At 64.3% G+C, this 15,401-nt stretch carries 18 protein-coding genes and 1 pseudogene; 11 read left to right on the plus strand and 8 right to left on the minus strand.

Going from position 1 to position 15,401, the window contains the following annotated elements:
* Positions 1–38: 38 nt before the first annotated feature.
* From ACW4E8_RS11290 to ACW4E8_RS11305, 4 genes are all read left to right on the plus strand, one after another.
* Complete coding sequence (locus ACW4E8_RS11290; RefSeq protein WP_114133871.1) at positions 39–824, plus strand: SDR family NAD(P)-dependent oxidoreductase; 786 nt, start codon at positions 39–41, stop codon at positions 822–824.
* Positions 825–847: 23 nt separating this feature from the next.
* The gene (locus ACW4E8_RS11295) at positions 848–1,225 is read left to right on the plus strand and encodes a nuclear transport factor 2 family protein (protein WP_456804585.1); all 378 of its coding nucleotides are present in this window, start codon (positions 848–850) and stop codon (positions 1,223–1,225) included.
* A 13-nt stretch (positions 1,226–1,238) separates the two neighbouring features.
* The gene (locus ACW4E8_RS11300; RefSeq protein ID WP_456804586.1) at positions 1,239–1,892 is read left to right on the plus strand and encodes a TetR family transcriptional regulator; all 654 of its coding nucleotides are present in this window, start codon (positions 1,239–1,241) and stop codon (positions 1,890–1,892) included.
* Positions 1,893–1,979: 87 nt separating this feature from the next.
* Positions 1,980–2,216: a hypothetical protein gene (locus ACW4E8_RS11305; RefSeq protein WP_456804587.1), complete on the plus strand. Its 237-nt coding sequence runs from the start codon at positions 1,980–1,982 to the stop codon at positions 2,214–2,216.
* A gap of 48 nt (positions 2,217–2,264) precedes the next feature.
* On the opposite strand, the gene ACW4E8_RS11310 is transcribed toward ACW4E8_RS11305, so the two are convergent.
* Complete coding sequence (locus tag ACW4E8_RS11310) at positions 2,265–2,744, minus strand: SRPBCC domain-containing protein (protein ID WP_456804588.1); 480 nt, start codon at positions 2,742–2,744, stop codon at positions 2,265–2,267.
* Positions 2,745–2,865: 121 nt separating this feature from the next.
* Complete coding sequence (locus ACW4E8_RS11315) at positions 2,866–3,240, minus strand: VOC family protein (RefSeq protein ID WP_456804589.1); 375 nt, start codon at positions 3,238–3,240, stop codon at positions 2,866–2,868.
* A gap of 435 nt (positions 3,241–3,675) precedes the next feature.
* Here ACW4E8_RS11315 and ACW4E8_RS11320 point away from each other — a divergent pair, with 435 nt between their 5' ends.
* A complete protein-coding gene (locus ACW4E8_RS11320) occupies positions 3,676–4,632 on the plus strand; it encodes a D-2-hydroxyacid dehydrogenase (RefSeq protein WP_456804590.1) in 957 nt (318 codons plus the stop codon).
* A 22-nt stretch (positions 4,633–4,654) separates the two neighbouring features.
* Positions 4,655–5,809: a glycerate kinase gene (locus tag ACW4E8_RS11325; protein ID WP_456804591.1), complete on the plus strand. Its 1,155-nt coding sequence runs from the start codon at positions 4,655–4,657 to the stop codon at positions 5,807–5,809.
* A 47-nt stretch (positions 5,810–5,856) separates the two neighbouring features.
* Here ACW4E8_RS11325 and ACW4E8_RS11330 read toward each other — a convergent pair whose 3' ends face one another.
* Genes ACW4E8_RS11330 through ACW4E8_RS11345 form a run of 4 tightly spaced genes read right to left on the minus strand, consistent with a single transcriptional unit; the run spans position 5,857 to position 9,439 of the window.
* The gene (locus ACW4E8_RS11330; RefSeq protein ID WP_456804592.1) at positions 5,857–6,825 is read right to left on the minus strand and encodes a Bug family tripartite tricarboxylate transporter substrate binding protein; all 969 of its coding nucleotides are present in this window, start codon (positions 6,823–6,825) and stop codon (positions 5,857–5,859) included.
* A gap of 38 nt (positions 6,826–6,863) precedes the next feature.
* Entirely contained in the window at positions 6,864–7,250 is a 387-nt protein-coding gene (locus tag ACW4E8_RS11335; protein ID WP_456804593.1) for a VOC family protein, read from the minus strand.
* Positions 7,251–7,269: 19 nt separating this feature from the next.
* Positions 7,270–8,223, minus strand: a complete 954-nt coding sequence (locus ACW4E8_RS11340) for a hydroxymethylglutaryl-CoA lyase (protein WP_456804594.1) — start codon at positions 8,221–8,223, stop codon at positions 7,270–7,272.
* Positions 8,224–8,236: 13 nt separating this feature from the next.
* Positions 8,237–9,439 carry a CaiB/BaiF CoA transferase family protein gene (locus ACW4E8_RS11345; protein WP_456804595.1) on the minus strand — a complete coding sequence of 401 codons (1,203 nt, stop codon included), beginning with the start codon at positions 9,437–9,439 and terminating at the stop codon, positions 8,237–8,239.
* A 301-nt stretch (positions 9,440–9,740) separates the two neighbouring features.
* On the opposite strand from ACW4E8_RS11345, the gene ACW4E8_RS11350 reads away from it, so the two are divergent.
* A complete protein-coding gene (locus ACW4E8_RS11350) occupies positions 9,741–10,658 on the plus strand; it encodes a LysR family transcriptional regulator (RefSeq protein WP_456804596.1) in 918 nt (305 codons plus the stop codon).
* Positions 10,659–10,973: 315 nt separating this feature from the next.
* Here ACW4E8_RS11350 and ACW4E8_RS11355 read toward each other — a convergent pair whose 3' ends face one another.
* Positions 10,974–11,915, minus strand: a complete 942-nt coding sequence (locus ACW4E8_RS11355; protein ID WP_456804597.1) for a LysR family transcriptional regulator — start codon at positions 11,913–11,915, stop codon at positions 10,974–10,976.
* A gap of 104 nt (positions 11,916–12,019) precedes the next feature.
* Here ACW4E8_RS11355 and ACW4E8_RS11360 point away from each other — a divergent pair, with 104 nt between their 5' ends.
* From ACW4E8_RS11360 to ACW4E8_RS11375, 4 genes and pseudogenes are all read left to right on the plus strand, one after another.
* A complete protein-coding gene (locus ACW4E8_RS11360; RefSeq protein ID WP_456804598.1) occupies positions 12,020–12,418 on the plus strand; it encodes a VOC family protein in 399 nt (132 codons plus the stop codon).
* An 18-nt stretch (positions 12,419–12,436) separates the two neighbouring features.
* Positions 12,437–13,585 carry an alkene reductase gene (locus ACW4E8_RS11365; protein WP_456804599.1) on the plus strand — a complete coding sequence of 383 codons (1,149 nt, stop codon included), beginning with the start codon at positions 12,437–12,439 and terminating at the stop codon, positions 13,583–13,585.
* Positions 13,586–13,676: 91 nt separating this feature from the next.
* A complete protein-coding gene (locus ACW4E8_RS11370) occupies positions 13,677–14,471 on the plus strand; it encodes an SDR family NAD(P)-dependent oxidoreductase (protein WP_456804600.1) in 795 nt (264 codons plus the stop codon).
* A gap of 5 nt (positions 14,472–14,476) precedes the next feature.
* Positions 14,477–14,716 (plus strand): annotated as a pseudogene (locus tag ACW4E8_RS11375) (isochorismatase family protein); the annotation flags it as partial.
* A gap of 65 nt (positions 14,717–14,781) precedes the next feature.
* Here the strand turns inward: ACW4E8_RS11375 and ACW4E8_RS11380 are convergent.
* On the minus strand, positions 14,782–15,222 hold the full coding sequence (locus ACW4E8_RS11380) for a nuclear transport factor 2 family protein (protein ID WP_456804601.1): 441 nt from the start codon (positions 15,220–15,222) through the stop codon (positions 14,782–14,784).
* Positions 15,223–15,401 lie beyond the last annotated feature (179 nt).

The following is a 15,401-nucleotide window of genomic DNA, read 5'->3' on the forward strand; positions in this document are numbered from 1 at the left end:
TGGCTCGCACGCCCACACAACAAGACCCAGGAGACATCATGGAATACCCGTATAGCCTGTTCGACCTGCGCGGCAAGGTTGCCGCCATCACCGGTGCCGCGCGCGGCATCGGCGCGGAAACCGCCCGCGTGCTGGCCGCGGCCGGCGCGAAGGTCGCGGTGCTTGACGTACTGGAAGCCGACGGCAAGGCCACTGCCGAAGCCATCTGCGCCGAAGGCGGCGAGGCCGCGTTCTGGAAGCTCGACGTCACCAGCGAAAGCGACGTGGCACGCGTGTTCGCGGAGATCGCGGCGCGCTTCGGCGGCCTTGGCATCCTGGTGAACAACGCCGGCATCGAAGGGCCCAATGCGCCGACCCATGAACTGGCGCTGGAACAATGGCAGCAGGTCATGGCAGTGAACGTGACCGGCACCTTCCTGTGCACCAAGCACGCCATCGGGCACATGGAGCGCGCCGGCGGCGGTGCCATTGTCAATGTGTCGTCGATGTACGGCATCGCCGGCGGGCCGGACGTGCCGCCTTATCACGCGTCCAAGGCCGCGGTGCGGATGATGGCCAAGACCGATGCCATGCTCTACGCCGGCAAGGGGATTCGCGCCAACTCGATCCATCCCGGCTATATCCGCACGCCGATGCTCGAACACGTGGCCCAGGCCTCGGGGCAGGGCGAGGCGCTGTTTGACTATCTTGGCGGGCAGACCCCCGCGGGCAAGGTGGGCCAGCCGCGCGACATCGCCGCGGGCATCCTGTACCTCGTGTCCGACGCCGGGCGCTACGTCACCGGCGCCGAACTGGTGATCGACGGCGGCTACACCGCACGCTAGAGCAACCACACAAGGAGAACCCCATGCCCGATAGCGCCGCGATGAAAGCCACGCTGCTCGCCTATGTCGAACGCTTCAATGCCGGTGACGCGCAGGGCGTTGCCGCGCTCTACGCCGACGATGCCACGGTGGAAGACCCGGTCGGCGCGCAGCCGATCGCCGGCAAGCCGGCCATCCTGACCTTCTACCAGCACACCACCGCGCTGGGCGCGCGCCTGGAGGTGGTGGCGCCGCCGCGCGGTTCGCACGGCGACGCCGCCGCGCTGACCTTTGCCGTGCACGCCCGCCTGGAAGGGCGGCCGGCCCGCATCGACGTGACCGACATCATGACGTTCGGCGCAGATGGCCGCATCCGCAGCATGCGCGCCCACTGGGGGCCGGACGACGTGCATTTCCTGTAGGCCGGCCGCGCCCATGGCCCGCCACACCCGCGAGGATGCCGCCGTCACGCGGGCGCGCATCCTGGCCAGTGCACTGCAACTGATCCGGCACCGCGGCCTGCATTGCGTCACCGTGGACGACGTGGCCCGCGCCATCGGCATGACGCGCGGGGCCGTTTATGGGCATTTCCATTCCCGCACCGAGCTGCTGGGCGCGCTGCTGTCGTGCGCCGAGGCTGACTTCACCGCCCGCCTCGCGCCGCTGGCACAGGGCCGCGCCGGCAGCGGGCCAGGCACGCTGGAGCAGGCGCTGGCCGCCTTGCTCCATGGCGATGACCTGGCGCGCCACGTCAGCCTGCTGGCGGCGCTGCTGCAGCACAAGTGCGGCGACGACTGTGAGCTTTGCCCGCTGCGCGACCGCGTGCTGGTGGGCGTTGAGACGCTGCGCGCAACCTTCGCTGACCTGCTGCCGGCCCCCGGCCTGGCCAGCCTGCTGGTGGCGCACCTGTGGGGCCTGCTGAGCGCGCACGCCATGCACCTGGCTCCGTCTGGTCTGTCCGGCTGTGCCGCAGCGCTGGCCCGGCTGTATCAAGGGCTTGATGTGCCGCCGCATCCGGCCCTGTCCACCATCCCTTCCTGTCGACCCGACGTCACTTTCGCTCCGGCGCTGCTGCGGGATACCCCTTAGTCTGCTCGGACGAAGAGTTTCGGGCCGGCGCTGACTACGATGCTTTCAAAGGCATGGAAACCCAGCAAGGGTGCGGAGGAGACAGCAATGAAGCGGCTCGGATTTCGTTGGGCGGCAGGCCTGGCCGGGGCCGGCGCCGCAATGGGCGCGGCCTGGGCGATTGCCGTGGGCGGTGACCTTGCCACCGCGCATGGCAGCCCGGACGAGATGCCTCCTGTCAGCATGGCCTCCGCCGACGCGGCGCAGGACCACTGCGACGACGCCTGCGTGCGCAGCCGCGGCACCGCGGCGTTGGTGGTGCTAAGCCAGAGACCTCCGCAATGACCTGTCGAACGGCCTGCATCTGCAGGCCGTTCGACTAATACCTGCCTGTCAGCATCGGCCAGCCTGCCGTTGCGCACTCAGCGCTTCCGCGCGCGCCTTGACGTCCCGTGCCACCTGGTCGAACCCCTGCTTCACCCAGGCGCCGTGCTCGCGCATGATGGTCTCCGCATTCAGCCCCAGGAACAGGTCAGTGGTGAAGTAGCGGGTGCGCCCGGGCCCGACGGCCTCCAGATACTGGTCGCGCCGGGCAGCGTCCTTGTTCTCGTCGGTGGGGCGCTGCTCCCACGAGAGCAGGCGCTCCGGCTCCCACGCCACCAGGTACTCGTTGACCGGGATGACCTGGTCGGTGCCCGGGATACGCACCTGCATGTACACCAGGTCGCCGAGCCGGCCGGTGGTCTCCAGCCCCGGGCAGAACGTATTCCATTCCGCGTAGCGCGCAAAGTCGGTCAGCACTTCCCACACCAGCGCTACCGGCGCGTCGATCTCCACCTGGATCGACGTCACGAGATTCTCCGCTTTGGCCATTGGCCCCTCCTTCATGAAAGTCATTGGGAAGGGACACACTAGAGCCGTGTGACTGCGGTTCGCATACCCCGAACGGACGAGTCCGGGTGGACGAAGGCGATGTTGTCGAGGTAATGCAGGGTCAGGCCTCGGGTTCGTGGCAAACCACTTCGATGTTGTGCCCGTCCGGACCAATGACGAAAGCAGCATAGTAGTTCGCGTGGTAGTGCGGGCGCAGACCAGGCGCACCATTGTCTTTGCCACCCGCCTCCAGAGCCGCGCGATAGAAAGCTTCGACTTGCTGGCGATTCTCGGCGGTGAACGCCAGGTGAAGATGCGCCGGATTCTCCTCGGTTTGGTACAGGCACAATGAAGCCTTACCCTTTGGGCTAAGCTCGACACCGTACGTCGGCGGCCCCTCCGAGGCAACAGCTACGCCGAGCGGTTCGAGTGCCTTGAGGAAGAACGCTTTGCTCGCTGCATAGTCGCTGACTCCGAATTTGACGTGGTCAAACATGAGTTCTCCTGAAAGCTGAGCATTCGCCGGACTGCAGGCCGGCCCATCTGAAACAAGGTTGCACGGAGCATGACTCCTTGTCATGCCGGGAAGCGAGCCACCTTGTTCTCCAAAGGCAGATCGAGCCCGCGTGCGAGGCTCCATATTATCTCCCACCCTGGTATCCCAGCCAATGTGGCGCCGCAGCTCGATCTCCTCCGCGAGCAGGGCCGATGCTGCCCGTGGCGTGGCCATTGTCCCTTTCCATTTGAGAAAGGAAGGTGGAGAAAGCCGCGATTCCAGCCCGGCCCGCCTTCCCCTCATCATGTCTGTGGCGCAGCAACGCGGCAGATGCCTGCCGCCCTTCGACCGCAGCTCGTCCTTACGCGCCAGTGCGATGAGCCGTGCCTCACATCGGCACGCTGCGGCCGACCCGAAAACCTCGAAGTCACGCCAATGAAGATCGTATTCCTGGACCGTTCCACCATCTCGCCGCAGACCACGCTGCGAGCGCTGCCGTTCCCGCATGAGCTCGAACTCTACGGGGAAACGGCTGACGAGGACGTCGCCGCGCGCATCGCCGCCGCGGACGTGGTCATCACGAACAAGGTGAAGCTGGATGCCCGGCAGCTTGAGCAGGCACCGAACCTGAAGCTCATCGCCATTGCGGCGACCGGCACCGATGTTGTCGACCTGCAAGCCTGTTCCGCCCGCGGCATCGTCGTGTCCAACATCCGCAACTATGCCGTCCATACGGTGCCGGAACATACCTTTGCCCTGATCTTCGCGCTGCGGCGAAGCCTGGCCGCCTACCACGATGCGGTCCGGCGCGGCCGCTGGCAGGAATCCGGGGCCTTCTGCTTCTTTGACTACCCGATCAAGGACTTGCACGGGTCGGTGCTTGGCATCGTCGGCGATGGCGTGCTCGGTCAATCGGTGGCCAGGATGGCGAGTGCGCTGGGCATGCAACCGCTCTTTGCCGCCTACAAGGGACGCGAGGGCATGGGACCGCTCTACACGCCTTTCGACGAGGTGCTGCGTCGTAGCGACATCATCACCTTGCATTGCCCGCTGGTGGCGCAGACACGCAACCTGATCGACACCGCGGAGTTCTCGAAGATGGAACGGCGTCCGTTGCTGATCAACACCGCCCGAGGCGGGCTGGTCAATGAAGCGGCGCTGGTGGAAGCGCTGCAATCCGGAAAGGTGGCCGGGGCCGGCTTTGACGTTGCGACGCAGGAGCCGCCCGGCGCGGAGCACCCGTTCCATCAGTTGAAGGATGCGCCGAACTTCATCCTGACCCCGCACGTTGCATGGGCCAGCGACGAGGCCGTGCAAGGCCTGGCCGACCAGCTTGTCGACAACATCTGTGCCTTCGCGCAAGGAGCGCCCAGGAACGTTGTGGCCGGATGACGTGCCCGCCATGGAGCCCACAATGAAAGCAGCAGGACTCAAGGTGCTGGTTGCACCTGACTCGTTCAAAGGCAGCCTCTGCGCGACGGAGGTGGCGGATCGTATCCGCGCCGGCATCCGGCGCGCGGTGCCTGGTGCGGATGTCACGGTCGCACCGATTGCCGATGGCGGCGAAGGGACCGCCGAAGTCCTGGCGGCCTCGCTTGCGGGCATGTGGGAGGAGGTGGTTGCCACCGATGCCAATGGCGTGCCAAAGCCGGTGCGGTACTTCCGCGGCCGCACGCAGGAGTTTGGCGAGCTCGCGATCGTCGAGGTGGCTGAAGTTGTCGGCCTTCCGCACGCCCTGGTGTCGCCGGGGCAACGCACGACCAGGGGAGTCGGCCATGTCATCCGGGCGATCGCTGAGCGGGGTGTCGATACCATCGCGATCGGGCTGGGTGGTTCTTCCACCAATGACGCAGGTGCCGGCCTGCTGGCGGAAACCGGTTTTTGCTTTACCGATGCGCAGGGCAACGCATTGTGGCCAAGCCTGGATACGCTGGACGCGATCGGCGCCGCAACGTATCAGCGGCCTGCGCAGCTTGGCGGCGTCCGGCTGCTGGGACTCTCGGACGTCAACAATCCGCTCTGCGGACCAAACGGCGCGACCTTTGTCTTCGGCCCGCAGAAGGGCGTGCAAGACCTGGCCGCTGCGGATGCCCGGCTGGAACGGTTTGCAAAGCGATGCGCGGCCGTCGTCGGGCTGGATGTTGCCGATGTGCAAGGCAGCGGCGCCGCCGGCGGCATCGGCTTTGCGTTGCGCCTGCTCGGTGCCGAGATCGTGCCCGGCGCGGCCTTTGTGCTGGGTGCTGCCGGCCTCGATGCCGGGCTCGGCGCCTTCGACTGGGTCATTACCGGCGAGGGACGGTCCGATGCGCAGACCATGATGGGGAAAGGTCCTGCCATGATCGCGCGCATGGCGCGCCAGGCGGGTGTACCGGTGACGCTGCTCTCAGGGGCCGTCGAGCCCGATGCCGGGCTGGCCGAAGCCTTCGACGGGTGCATCTCGATTCAGCAGGGACCGGTATCGATCCGCTTTGCGATGGAGCATGCGGCGGCATTGCTTGAGGATGCGGCGTGCCAGCTTGCGCGCCTGTATGTCGCCGCCAGCCGCCAGGAGAATCGCCTGGGCGTATAGCAAAAGAGTCTCCCCGTCGGGGGAGACCCTCCACGCATTGAAGACGCTTAGTCCGCGCGAATATTCGATGCCTTGACCACACGCGACCAGGACGCCAGTTCCTGATCGACGAACTTGCCCAGCTCCTGCGGCCCCATGTAGGCAGCGAAGGCACCTTGTTCCTCGATCTTCTTCCTGTACGTGTCGCTGGCCACGATCTTCTTCACCTCCTGGGACAAGCGCTCGACGATGGCTGGCGGGGTATTCGCCGGCGCAAACAGTGCAAACCAGGATTCCACCTCATAGCCCGGCAGGCCAGCCTCCGCGGTGGTCGGCACATTGGGCATGGAGGGATGGCGCTTCGGTCCGGCATAGGCAAGCGCCTTGATCTTGCCCGCCTGCACATGCCCGATCACGCTCGGCGGGGTCGTGATGAACATGTCGACCTGCCCGCTGATCAGGTCGGTGACCACGGGCCCGGCGCCCTTGTACGGTACGTGCGTCATCGGCACCTTGGTCTGCCGCGCCAGCATCTCGCCGGCGATATGCTGGATCGAGCCATTGCCGGACGAGGCATAGAACAGGCCCTTGCCATTGCTCTTGCCGTAGGCGACCAGTTCGGCTATCGATGTCGCGGGCAGCTTGCCGCTGACGGCGATGACGTGCGGCGCGCGCATGACCAGCGCCACCGGGACGAAGCTGGACGGCTTCCAGCGGATCTGCGGGAACAGCGCCGGATTACCGACGTGGTAGCCGGAATACTGGAGCAGCAGGGTATAGCCGTCCGGCGCGGCGCGCGCCACGGCTTCGGTGCCGATATTGCCGCTGGCACCGGGCTTGTTGTCCACGACCACGGGCTGGCCAAGCGCGGCCTGCAGTTGTTCGCCAACCAGGCGGGCCACGATATCGGTGGATCCGGCCGGTGCGCTGGGCACCACCAGGGTGACCGGCTTGCTGGGGTAGGCGTTGGCGCTGTGGGCCGGGGCGGCCGCAGCCAGGGCTGCCAGGGCGGCCGCGGCGATCGTCATGCGTTTCATGGGTGTCTCCTCCGTCGTCTTGTCGGGTTGGCCGATCTTCAGTCGACCAGTTCTGATATCTCGATCAGGTTCAGGTCCGGATCGCGCACGTAGACCGAGCGGATCTTCTGCGTGGCGCCGGTGCGCGCCACAGGTCCTTCGACAATGGGCCACTGGCATCGCTGAAGATGGGCGATGACGTCGTCGAGCAGGACGGAAGCGATAAAGCAAAGATCGAGTGCGCCGGGAACGGGCAGGTGTGCCTTGGGCTCGAACTCGGCGCCGCGCTGGTGGAGATTGATCTTCTGGTTGCCGAAGCGGAAAGCCAGGCGACCGTTGCCGAAGGTTTCAGGCTGCATCTGCATGACTTCGGTATAGAAGTGCCGCGTGGCTTCGAGGTCAACACAGGTGAGCACCAGGTGGTCAAGATGGTCGATCAGGGACATGATGGTTTCCAGGTAGATGTCAGGGCTGGAAGGCCCGCTGTTCGGGAATCGCGTCGGCGGCAGGCATCGGATGCAGGTCGAGGCGGCGGCCGGCCTTCAGCAGCTGGCTTGGGACGTCATGGCCGATCAGGCCCGGCAAGCGCGCGGCGGCGTGCAGGATGGCTGCCAGGTCGACGCCGGTGTCATAGCCGTCCAGTTCAAGCATATGGACGAGTTCTTCGGTGCAGACATTGCCGGTCGCGCCCGGGGCATACGGGCAGCCACCGAGGCCGCCCAGCGAAGCGTCGAAGCGGTCGATGCCCTGGTCCAGCGCGGCGAGCGTGTTGGCCAGCGCCAGGCCCCGGGTATTGTGGAAATGCAGGGTCAGCGCCAGGCTGGGGAACTGCCGCCGCGCGGCTTCGCACAGCCTGGCGACCTGGGACGGGAACGCCATGCCAGTGGTGTCGCACAGCGTCACGCCGTGAACCCCCAGGTCAGCGAAGCGCTGCATCCAGCCCAGCACGTTTTCCAGCGGCACGTCGCCCTCCATCGGGCAACCCATCGCGGTCGACAGCGAGACGTTGATCGCGGTCGGCGTCTCCCTGACCACGCGGATGACGTCGGCAAGCTGGGCAAACGATTGCTCGCGCGACATGCGCAGGTTGGTGCGGTTGTGGCTTTCGCTGACCGACATCACCAGGTTGACCTCGTCCACCTGGCAGGAAAGCGCGCGCTCCGCGCCGCGCACGTTCGGCACCAGCACCGTGTAGACCACACCTTCGCGCCGCGCGATGCGATGCATCACCGCTTCCGCGTCGCGCAGCGCGGGAATCGCCTTGGGCGAGGTGAAGGAAGTCACCTCAATCCTGGCGTAGCCGCATGCGCTCAGGGCGTCGATCAGGGCGACCTTGTCATCGGTCTCGACAAAGCGGGCCTCGTTCTGGAAGCCATCTCGCGTGGCGACCTCATTTATGTACACCTTCGTGGCAGTCATGCCGGTCTCCTTGTCAGATGATCCCTGCCGCGCGCCATGCCTCGCGCTGCGCCGCGCCGATGCCAAGGCCTTCCAGCACCGCGTCGGTATGCTGGCCAAGCGCAGGGGCGGGGTTGGGCAGTTCGCCGGGGGTGGCGCTCAGCTTCGGCACGATGCCGGGCAACTGGACGGGTGTGCCGTCCGGCAATTGCGCGTCCAGGATCATGTCGCGCGCGCGGTAGTGCGGATCGCTGGCGATATCGGCGATGTCGTAGATCTTGCCCGCGGGGATGCGGGCGCCATTGAGGGCGTCGAGGGCGGCTTCGAGGCTGCGCTGTGCCGCCCATTCGCCAATGGCGGCGTCGAGCATCTCGACCTGGCTGACCCGCCCGTCGTTGTGGGCCAGGGCAGGGTCGTCGCGCAGGTCGGGGCGCTCGATCATGTCCATCAGCCGCCTGAAGATGCCATCGCCATTGCCGGCGATCAGCACGTACTTGCCGTCGGCGCAGCGGTACGCATTGGTCGGCGCGATGCCGGGAAGACTGCTGCCGGCCGCTTGCCGCACGGTGCCGAACACCGAGTATTCCGGCAGCAGGCTCTCCATCATGCTGAATACCGACTCGTACAGGGCCACATCCACGACCTGGCCCTGGCCGCCGTTCTGCTCCCGGTGCCGCAACGCCAGCAGGATGCCGATCACACCGTGCAGGGCGGACAGGGAATCCCCGATCGATACCCCCACACGCACCGGAGTGCGGCCCGGCTCGCCGCTCAGGTGGCGCAAGCCGCCCATCGCTTCGCCAATGACGCCGAAGCCTGGCCGGTCGCGATAGGGACCGGTCTGGCCATAGCCGGACACGCGCAGCATCACCAGCCCCGGGTTGGCCGCCCGCAGGCTGTCCCAGCCCAGGCCCCAGCCTTCCAGCGTGCCCGGGCGGAAGTTCTCGATCAGCACGTCGCTTTGCGCGGCCAGCCTGCGCACGACTTCCTGGCCTTGCGGCGTGCGCAGGTCCAGCGTGACGGATTGCTTGTCGCGAGACTGTGCCTCCCACCAGACCGAGGTGCCTTCGTGCAACAGCCGCCACTTGCGCAGCGGATCGCCTGTGCCCGGCGGCTCGACCTTGATGACTTCCGCGCCGAATGCCGCCAGCATGCGCGCGGCAAACGGCCCCGCGATCAGTTGTCCCAGTTCCAGGACGCGAACGCCGGCAAGGGGCTTTGACTTGCTTGTTTCCATCTCCATGGCTCCTGCTGTGTGCTGGAGATAGTGGGTCAAAAGCCGTTGCCTGGTAATCGATGGATTCTCAACCGTCCTTTCCTTGCGGGAAAAGGTGGTCTATATCGCCTAACGGGAGCCCCGCGCTCGGTACAACCCGCCGCTTTGTCAGCTATCCCAGGCGGATCAAGGCTTGCATTGAGATGCCGGGAGCCGGGCGTGCCGTTTGACAAGGCGCGATCGGCTTACTAGCCTTTCCTGACTTTCAATCCTGTCGGCGCGCGATGCCAGCGTCGCCATGTCTTGCAGCGAAGGCAATACCATGATCAATCCTGCCCATTTCGATCTCCAGTCCCTCCGTGTCTTCCAGCTGGTGGCCCAATGCGGCGGGTTGACGCAGGCGGCGAACAAGTCACACATGACGCTCTCGGCCCTGAGCAAACGGATCGCGGACCTTGAGCGCACGGTGGGATGCGCACTGTTCCTGCGCGTTCGGCGCGGGCTTGAGCTGACGCCCGCTGGCCATGAGCTTGTCCAGCATGCGCGCATGGTGCTCGACAAGGTCAACCAGATGGCGGGGGAGATGAGCGACTTCGCCGTTGGCGTGCGCGGACACGTCAAGGTCTGGGCCAATACGTCAGCCGTGATCCAGTTTCTTCCGCACGACCTGGCGAGCTTTTTGGCCTCGCAGCCGATGATCAGGATCAGCCTGGAGGAGCGCCTGAGCCAGGACGTGGTGGTGGCGCTGCTGTCCGGTGAAACCGATATCGGCGTGTTCGCCGACAACGTGCCGGCTTATGACGTCAGGAAGTCTGTCTATCGGCGTGACCGCCTGGTCGTCCTGGTGCCTGCCGGACATCCACTGGCCGGGCGGTCGGAAGTGAGTTTCGACGAAACCCTGGAGTACGACTTTGTCGGCCTCAACCAGGGCAGCTCGCTGCTGCAGCGTCTGACCGACGCTGCATCGGCACTGGACAAAGTCGTGCGGCTGAGGATCCAGGTCAGCAGCTTCGATGCGATCTGCCGGATGATCGAGGCGGGGTTGGGCATCGGTGTCCTGCCAGATGGCGCGGTCCGGCCCGAATTGCTGGGGGCGGGGCTGCATGCCGTGTACCTGTCCGACGCCTGGGCATCGCGCATTCTCTGGCTGGGCGTGAGGGACGAAGCTGGTCTCCTGCCGGAGGCAAGGACGCTGCTGGAGCATCTGCGTGCAGCGGGGTCGGCCAGCGCGAGTCGCTGATGACACGGATGTGCCGTGATGCCGAATTGCGTCAATCACGATCCTCAAGGCGCGCGATGAATTCCTGACTTGGAGGGCGAATTTGTTGGACTGCTCCTCACCGGTTGCTCACTGTCTCTTGCCGACCCAGAGCGGTCTTACCGGAGTTCGTTATCGGGGGGGCGTTTGCGGAATCAGAGCAGCCACTCATGGTGAGTGTCTGATCAGAACATCGTTGGAATCAGGCATGACCAATCTCCCAGGGGTGCGTGTCTGACAAGAAAGGCACGACAGGAAGCGGCTGCGGCGTTTCGCACGGAAGGGACCTCCATACTTTCAGCCTACCTCAGTCCCCGGGTTCAAATAGGCCTCCAGTTCACGTGATGCCGTAGAACAGCGCTCTATCAGAAAGTCGAGGAGCGCCCGGACGCGCGGCGCCATGTACCGGCTACGTTGATACAGGGCATGCACCGGGACATCCGGAGACCGCCACTCGGGCATCAGAATATTCAATTTTCCCGCGCGCAGATCCGCCCCTATGTCCCATACCGATTTCATTGCTATCCCGTAACCCGCTACTGCCCACTCACGTGCGAGCGCGCCGTCATTCGTCTCTCGGGAACTTGCCAGTGGCAAGGTATAACTCTCGACCTCGCCGCCGCGCGTAAACCGCCAGTCATTCGTAAGCCCAACTGCGGTCCCCAGGACGATGCAATCGAAGCGCGCCAGATCCCGCGGGTGATCGGGCGCACCGTGCGTCGCCACATACTCCGGCGACGCACAAAGCACGCGTCGATTAGACGCGAGGCGCCGCGCGACAAGGGAGCTATCGGGGGGCACGCCAAACCGGATGGCAAGGTCAATGTCGTCGAGCAGCAGATTCGACAACGAATCGGACAGCACCAGGGCGAAAGTCACCTCCGGATATTGCACGTTGAATTCATCAAGCCAGCCCTTGAGGACGTGACGGCCGAAATCGGAGGTCGCCGAAATCCGCACCTTCCCGCGAACAACACTCCGGCCGGCCTGTAGCGCGGCATGGGCATCTTCCAGGGCCTGAAGCGCCTGCTGGCAATGGAGCAGGTACATTCGCCCCTCCTCCGTGAGCCGCAACTGGCGCGTCGTGCGCTCAAATAGCCGCGTCTTCAGGGTCGCCTCCAGCTTGACAAGACGTGCGCTCGCCGCTGCGGGAGAAAGTCCCAGCTTCCGTCCCGCGGCCGATAGCCCACCCAGGTTTGCCGCTTCAACAAAAAGCCGGATGTCGCCGAGGTTCTCCACGATATTTCCGTTCTTTTTGAAGATGATTCAAATGGTAGGCCAATTATCAAAGCCCGGCAGACTTTGCACAATGTGCCACATCAGCAATCGGCCAACGACCCCTCATGAAGCTCGATCACGCAACCATTGTTACCCGTGACCTCGAAGGTGCGCGGCGCTTCCTTTGCCGTGTCATCGGCCTGAGCGAAGGTCCGCGGCCTCCTTTCCGGATAGAGGGCCACTGGCTGTATACGGACGGGCAACCGGTCATCCATCTGGTCGAAGCGACTCTTCCAGCCCTTGCTGGCAAGACCTCGTCTCGTATCGACCACATTGCACTGCGTGTCGATGACGACGCGGAGTGGACGGCACTCGTTGATCGGATGGAATCAAACAACGTTCCCTACCAACTCGCCGAGGTACCGCTTGCGAACGAACTCCAACTCTTCATCTCGCTGGCTCCTGGTGTCGTCGTCGAATTCGTAACCCGGTCAGGCAGTTCCATTTCAACCATCGTCAACTAATTCCGAAGATCCGCAATCATGTCGACAAGCGTCTCGCCACTTTTCACGCCGACCGTTCTCGCCGGCCAAACACTTGCTCATCGCGTCGTCATGGCGCCCATGACGCGTGCGCGCAGCACCCAGCCCGGTGACGTACCCAACGCGATGAACGCCCGCTACTACGCCCAGCGTGCCGGCGCCGCGCTTATCGTGACTGAGGCCACCCAGATCTCGCCCCAAGGCAAGGGCTATTCATTCACTCCCGGGATCTACAGCCCCGAGCAGGTCGCCGGATGGCGACTGGTGACAGACGCGGTCCACGCCGCCGGCGGCCGAATCTTCTTGCAGCTCTGGCACGTTGGCCGCATGTCCCACCCGGACTTTCACAACGGCGAACTGCCGGTGGCGCCCTCAGCAGTCCCATTCGAAGGCCAGATCTGGAAGGTCAACCCGGCCACGGGCGTTGGCACCATGGTCGCCAGCCCGACCCCGCGCGCGCTGACGCGCGACGAGATCAGCGGCGTCGTGGCGGAGTTCCGCCAGGCTGCTCGCCATGCCATGGATGCGGGCTTCGACGGTGTCGAGATCCACGGCGCCAATGGCTACCTCATCGACCAGTTCCTGCGTACGACTTCGAACGTCCGCTCCGACGAGTATGGCGGTACGCGCGAGAACCGCCTGCGCTTTCTCAAGGAAGTCGTCAACGCCGTGGCGGACGAGGCCGGAGCCGATCGCACCGCCATCCGCCTCGCCCCGTTCCTGACCGCGCGTGGCATGGCCTGTCCCGACATCCTGCCGACCATTCTCGACGCGGCCGAATTTTTGCAGGCACGCGGCATTGCCTATCTGCATCTGGTCGAGGCGGACTGGGACGATGCTCCGCAATTCACCGAGGCATTCCGCCGGTCCATCCGCGCCCGGTTCAAGCGGCCGATCATTGTCGCGGGGAACTACGACAAGGCGCGTGCCGATTGGGTTCTGTCCAAAGGCTACGCCGACCTGGTTGCCTTCGGCCGGCCGTTTGTGGCCAATCCGGACTTACCGCGCCGCCTTGCCGATGGCCTGCCGCTAGCTACCTTCGACGCCAGCACTCTGTTCGGCGGCGGCGAGCGAGGCTATACCGACCATCCCGCTTTGCCGGGAGCGGATATTTCCGGCCGGGCCGTGGACGCCGTCAGCCTTGCGTGAGTGCCGCCGGCCGCAATGTAACCAGTCATCCGGGGCGGGTTCAATATATCCGCGCGCCAATGCAAGTTCATCTCGACACAAGGAAGAGAAAATGTTTGATTATCGTGGCTCGACCGCTCTGATTACAGGAGCATCGAAAGGACTAGGGAAGGTCTTCGCTGAGACACTTGCGGCACGAGGCATGAACCTGGTGCTGGTGGCCCGGTCTGGTGACGCTTTGCGTGCTTTGGCGAAAGAGCTTACCGAAAAATACGGCGTGCAGTGCTTCCCGCTCAACGCCGACCTGGCCAATCCCGACGCCGCCATCCGGATCGGTGAGGAACTCGAACGCAGCGGCATCCAGGTAGATCTGCTGGTCAACAATGCGGGGCTTGGTCTGACCGGCAGCTTCCTCTCGCAGGATTTCACGAAGGTGCAGTCGGAGATCCAGGTGAACGTTAAAGCGCTAGTTGCGCTTACCCACCTGCTTGGCAGCGGAATGACGAAGCGAGGCAGAGGCGGGATCATCAACCTCGCGTCCAACGCAAGCTTTCAACCACTCCCCTATATGGCCACCTACGCTGCAACCAAGGCGTTTGTCCTTTTCTTCAGCGAGGCGCTGCAGTATGAGCTCGCTGGCACGGGCGTTCATGTGACGGCAGCTTGCCCGGGGCCAACGGCAACGAGCTTCTTTGACGGCTTGTCGACCGACGTGTCGCTCAAGGAGATGGACAGCTCGGAATCGGTTGTTCATAAAACACTCAAGGCCTTCGATCGAAGGAAAGCCGTCGCCTACCCGGGGCGGACAAGCGTGCGAGCGGCCACCTGGTTGTCGCGATTGTTTCCGCGAACGCTCGTTGTACGCCTCGCAGCAATGGCCACTGGAAAAATGGGGCTTCAAGGCTGAATGCCGACCTGCAGGTGCGGCTTTCCGCGCAGGGTATCGATACCCTGCTCATGGTGGGCATTGCGTCGACCGGTGTGGTGCTGTCGTCGGTCGCGTACGCGAGCGATGCGGACTTCCGTTTATTCACGGTCAAGGATTGCTGCTACGACCCGGATCAGGTCGTGCACGATCATCTTTTTTCAACGGCGTTCGATTCGCGCACAACGGTGCTCTCACTCGCTGATGCCTTGCGGTTGCTTGCCTAGCATATGCTGGCATTTCGACAGTTTGGGGAGCAATTACCCTGCTCGGAATGCCACCGTGTCATCCCTCAGGCAGACGGCACGAGCAGATGATCGGTCAGGTCACCCTTCAAATCGAGCATCGAATAATTTCGGCGACTGAAGCGCCAGCGTCCTTCGACCTTTTCAAAGGCGTCATGATAGCGACCAGCCGCGATCACCTGTAGTGCGATACGGTCGGATGCCTGAAGGACCGTATAGTACGATCTGACGGTCGCTGTCAGGCCGTCCGAAGCAATCTCAATGATCGGATTGCTGATGACATGCTTGGTTCTGGGCGTTCCATCCGCATGCAATTTCACATAGGCTCGCCAGAGCTTCAGCATGGCCTCGGAACCTCGCTGCACTGCATCTCCGGTTTCGATCTCTGCGTGTTCGAAAAGTGCAGCGACCCCCGGCAGATCACCGGCGTCCATGCGCTCGGCATAAACGTAGAGGAGATTGGCAAGCTGCACTGCATCGTCGGTCATCGACTTGTCTCCGGTGATTTCGTGATTCCTCGGCCAGGGCGGCAGCATGGCACGGGCCAAACCGCCCTTGCGCATTCCGGTCGGAGCACGCAGCCCATCGATGAAATAGGCTTCTGGCGTGCTCTGTCTTCTTAGCGGCTGAAGATGAAAGGCCTTGCGGGGATCCCAGTAAGGATTCC

The sequence above is a fragment of the Cupriavidus sp. CP313 genome, from assembly GCF_054072015.1.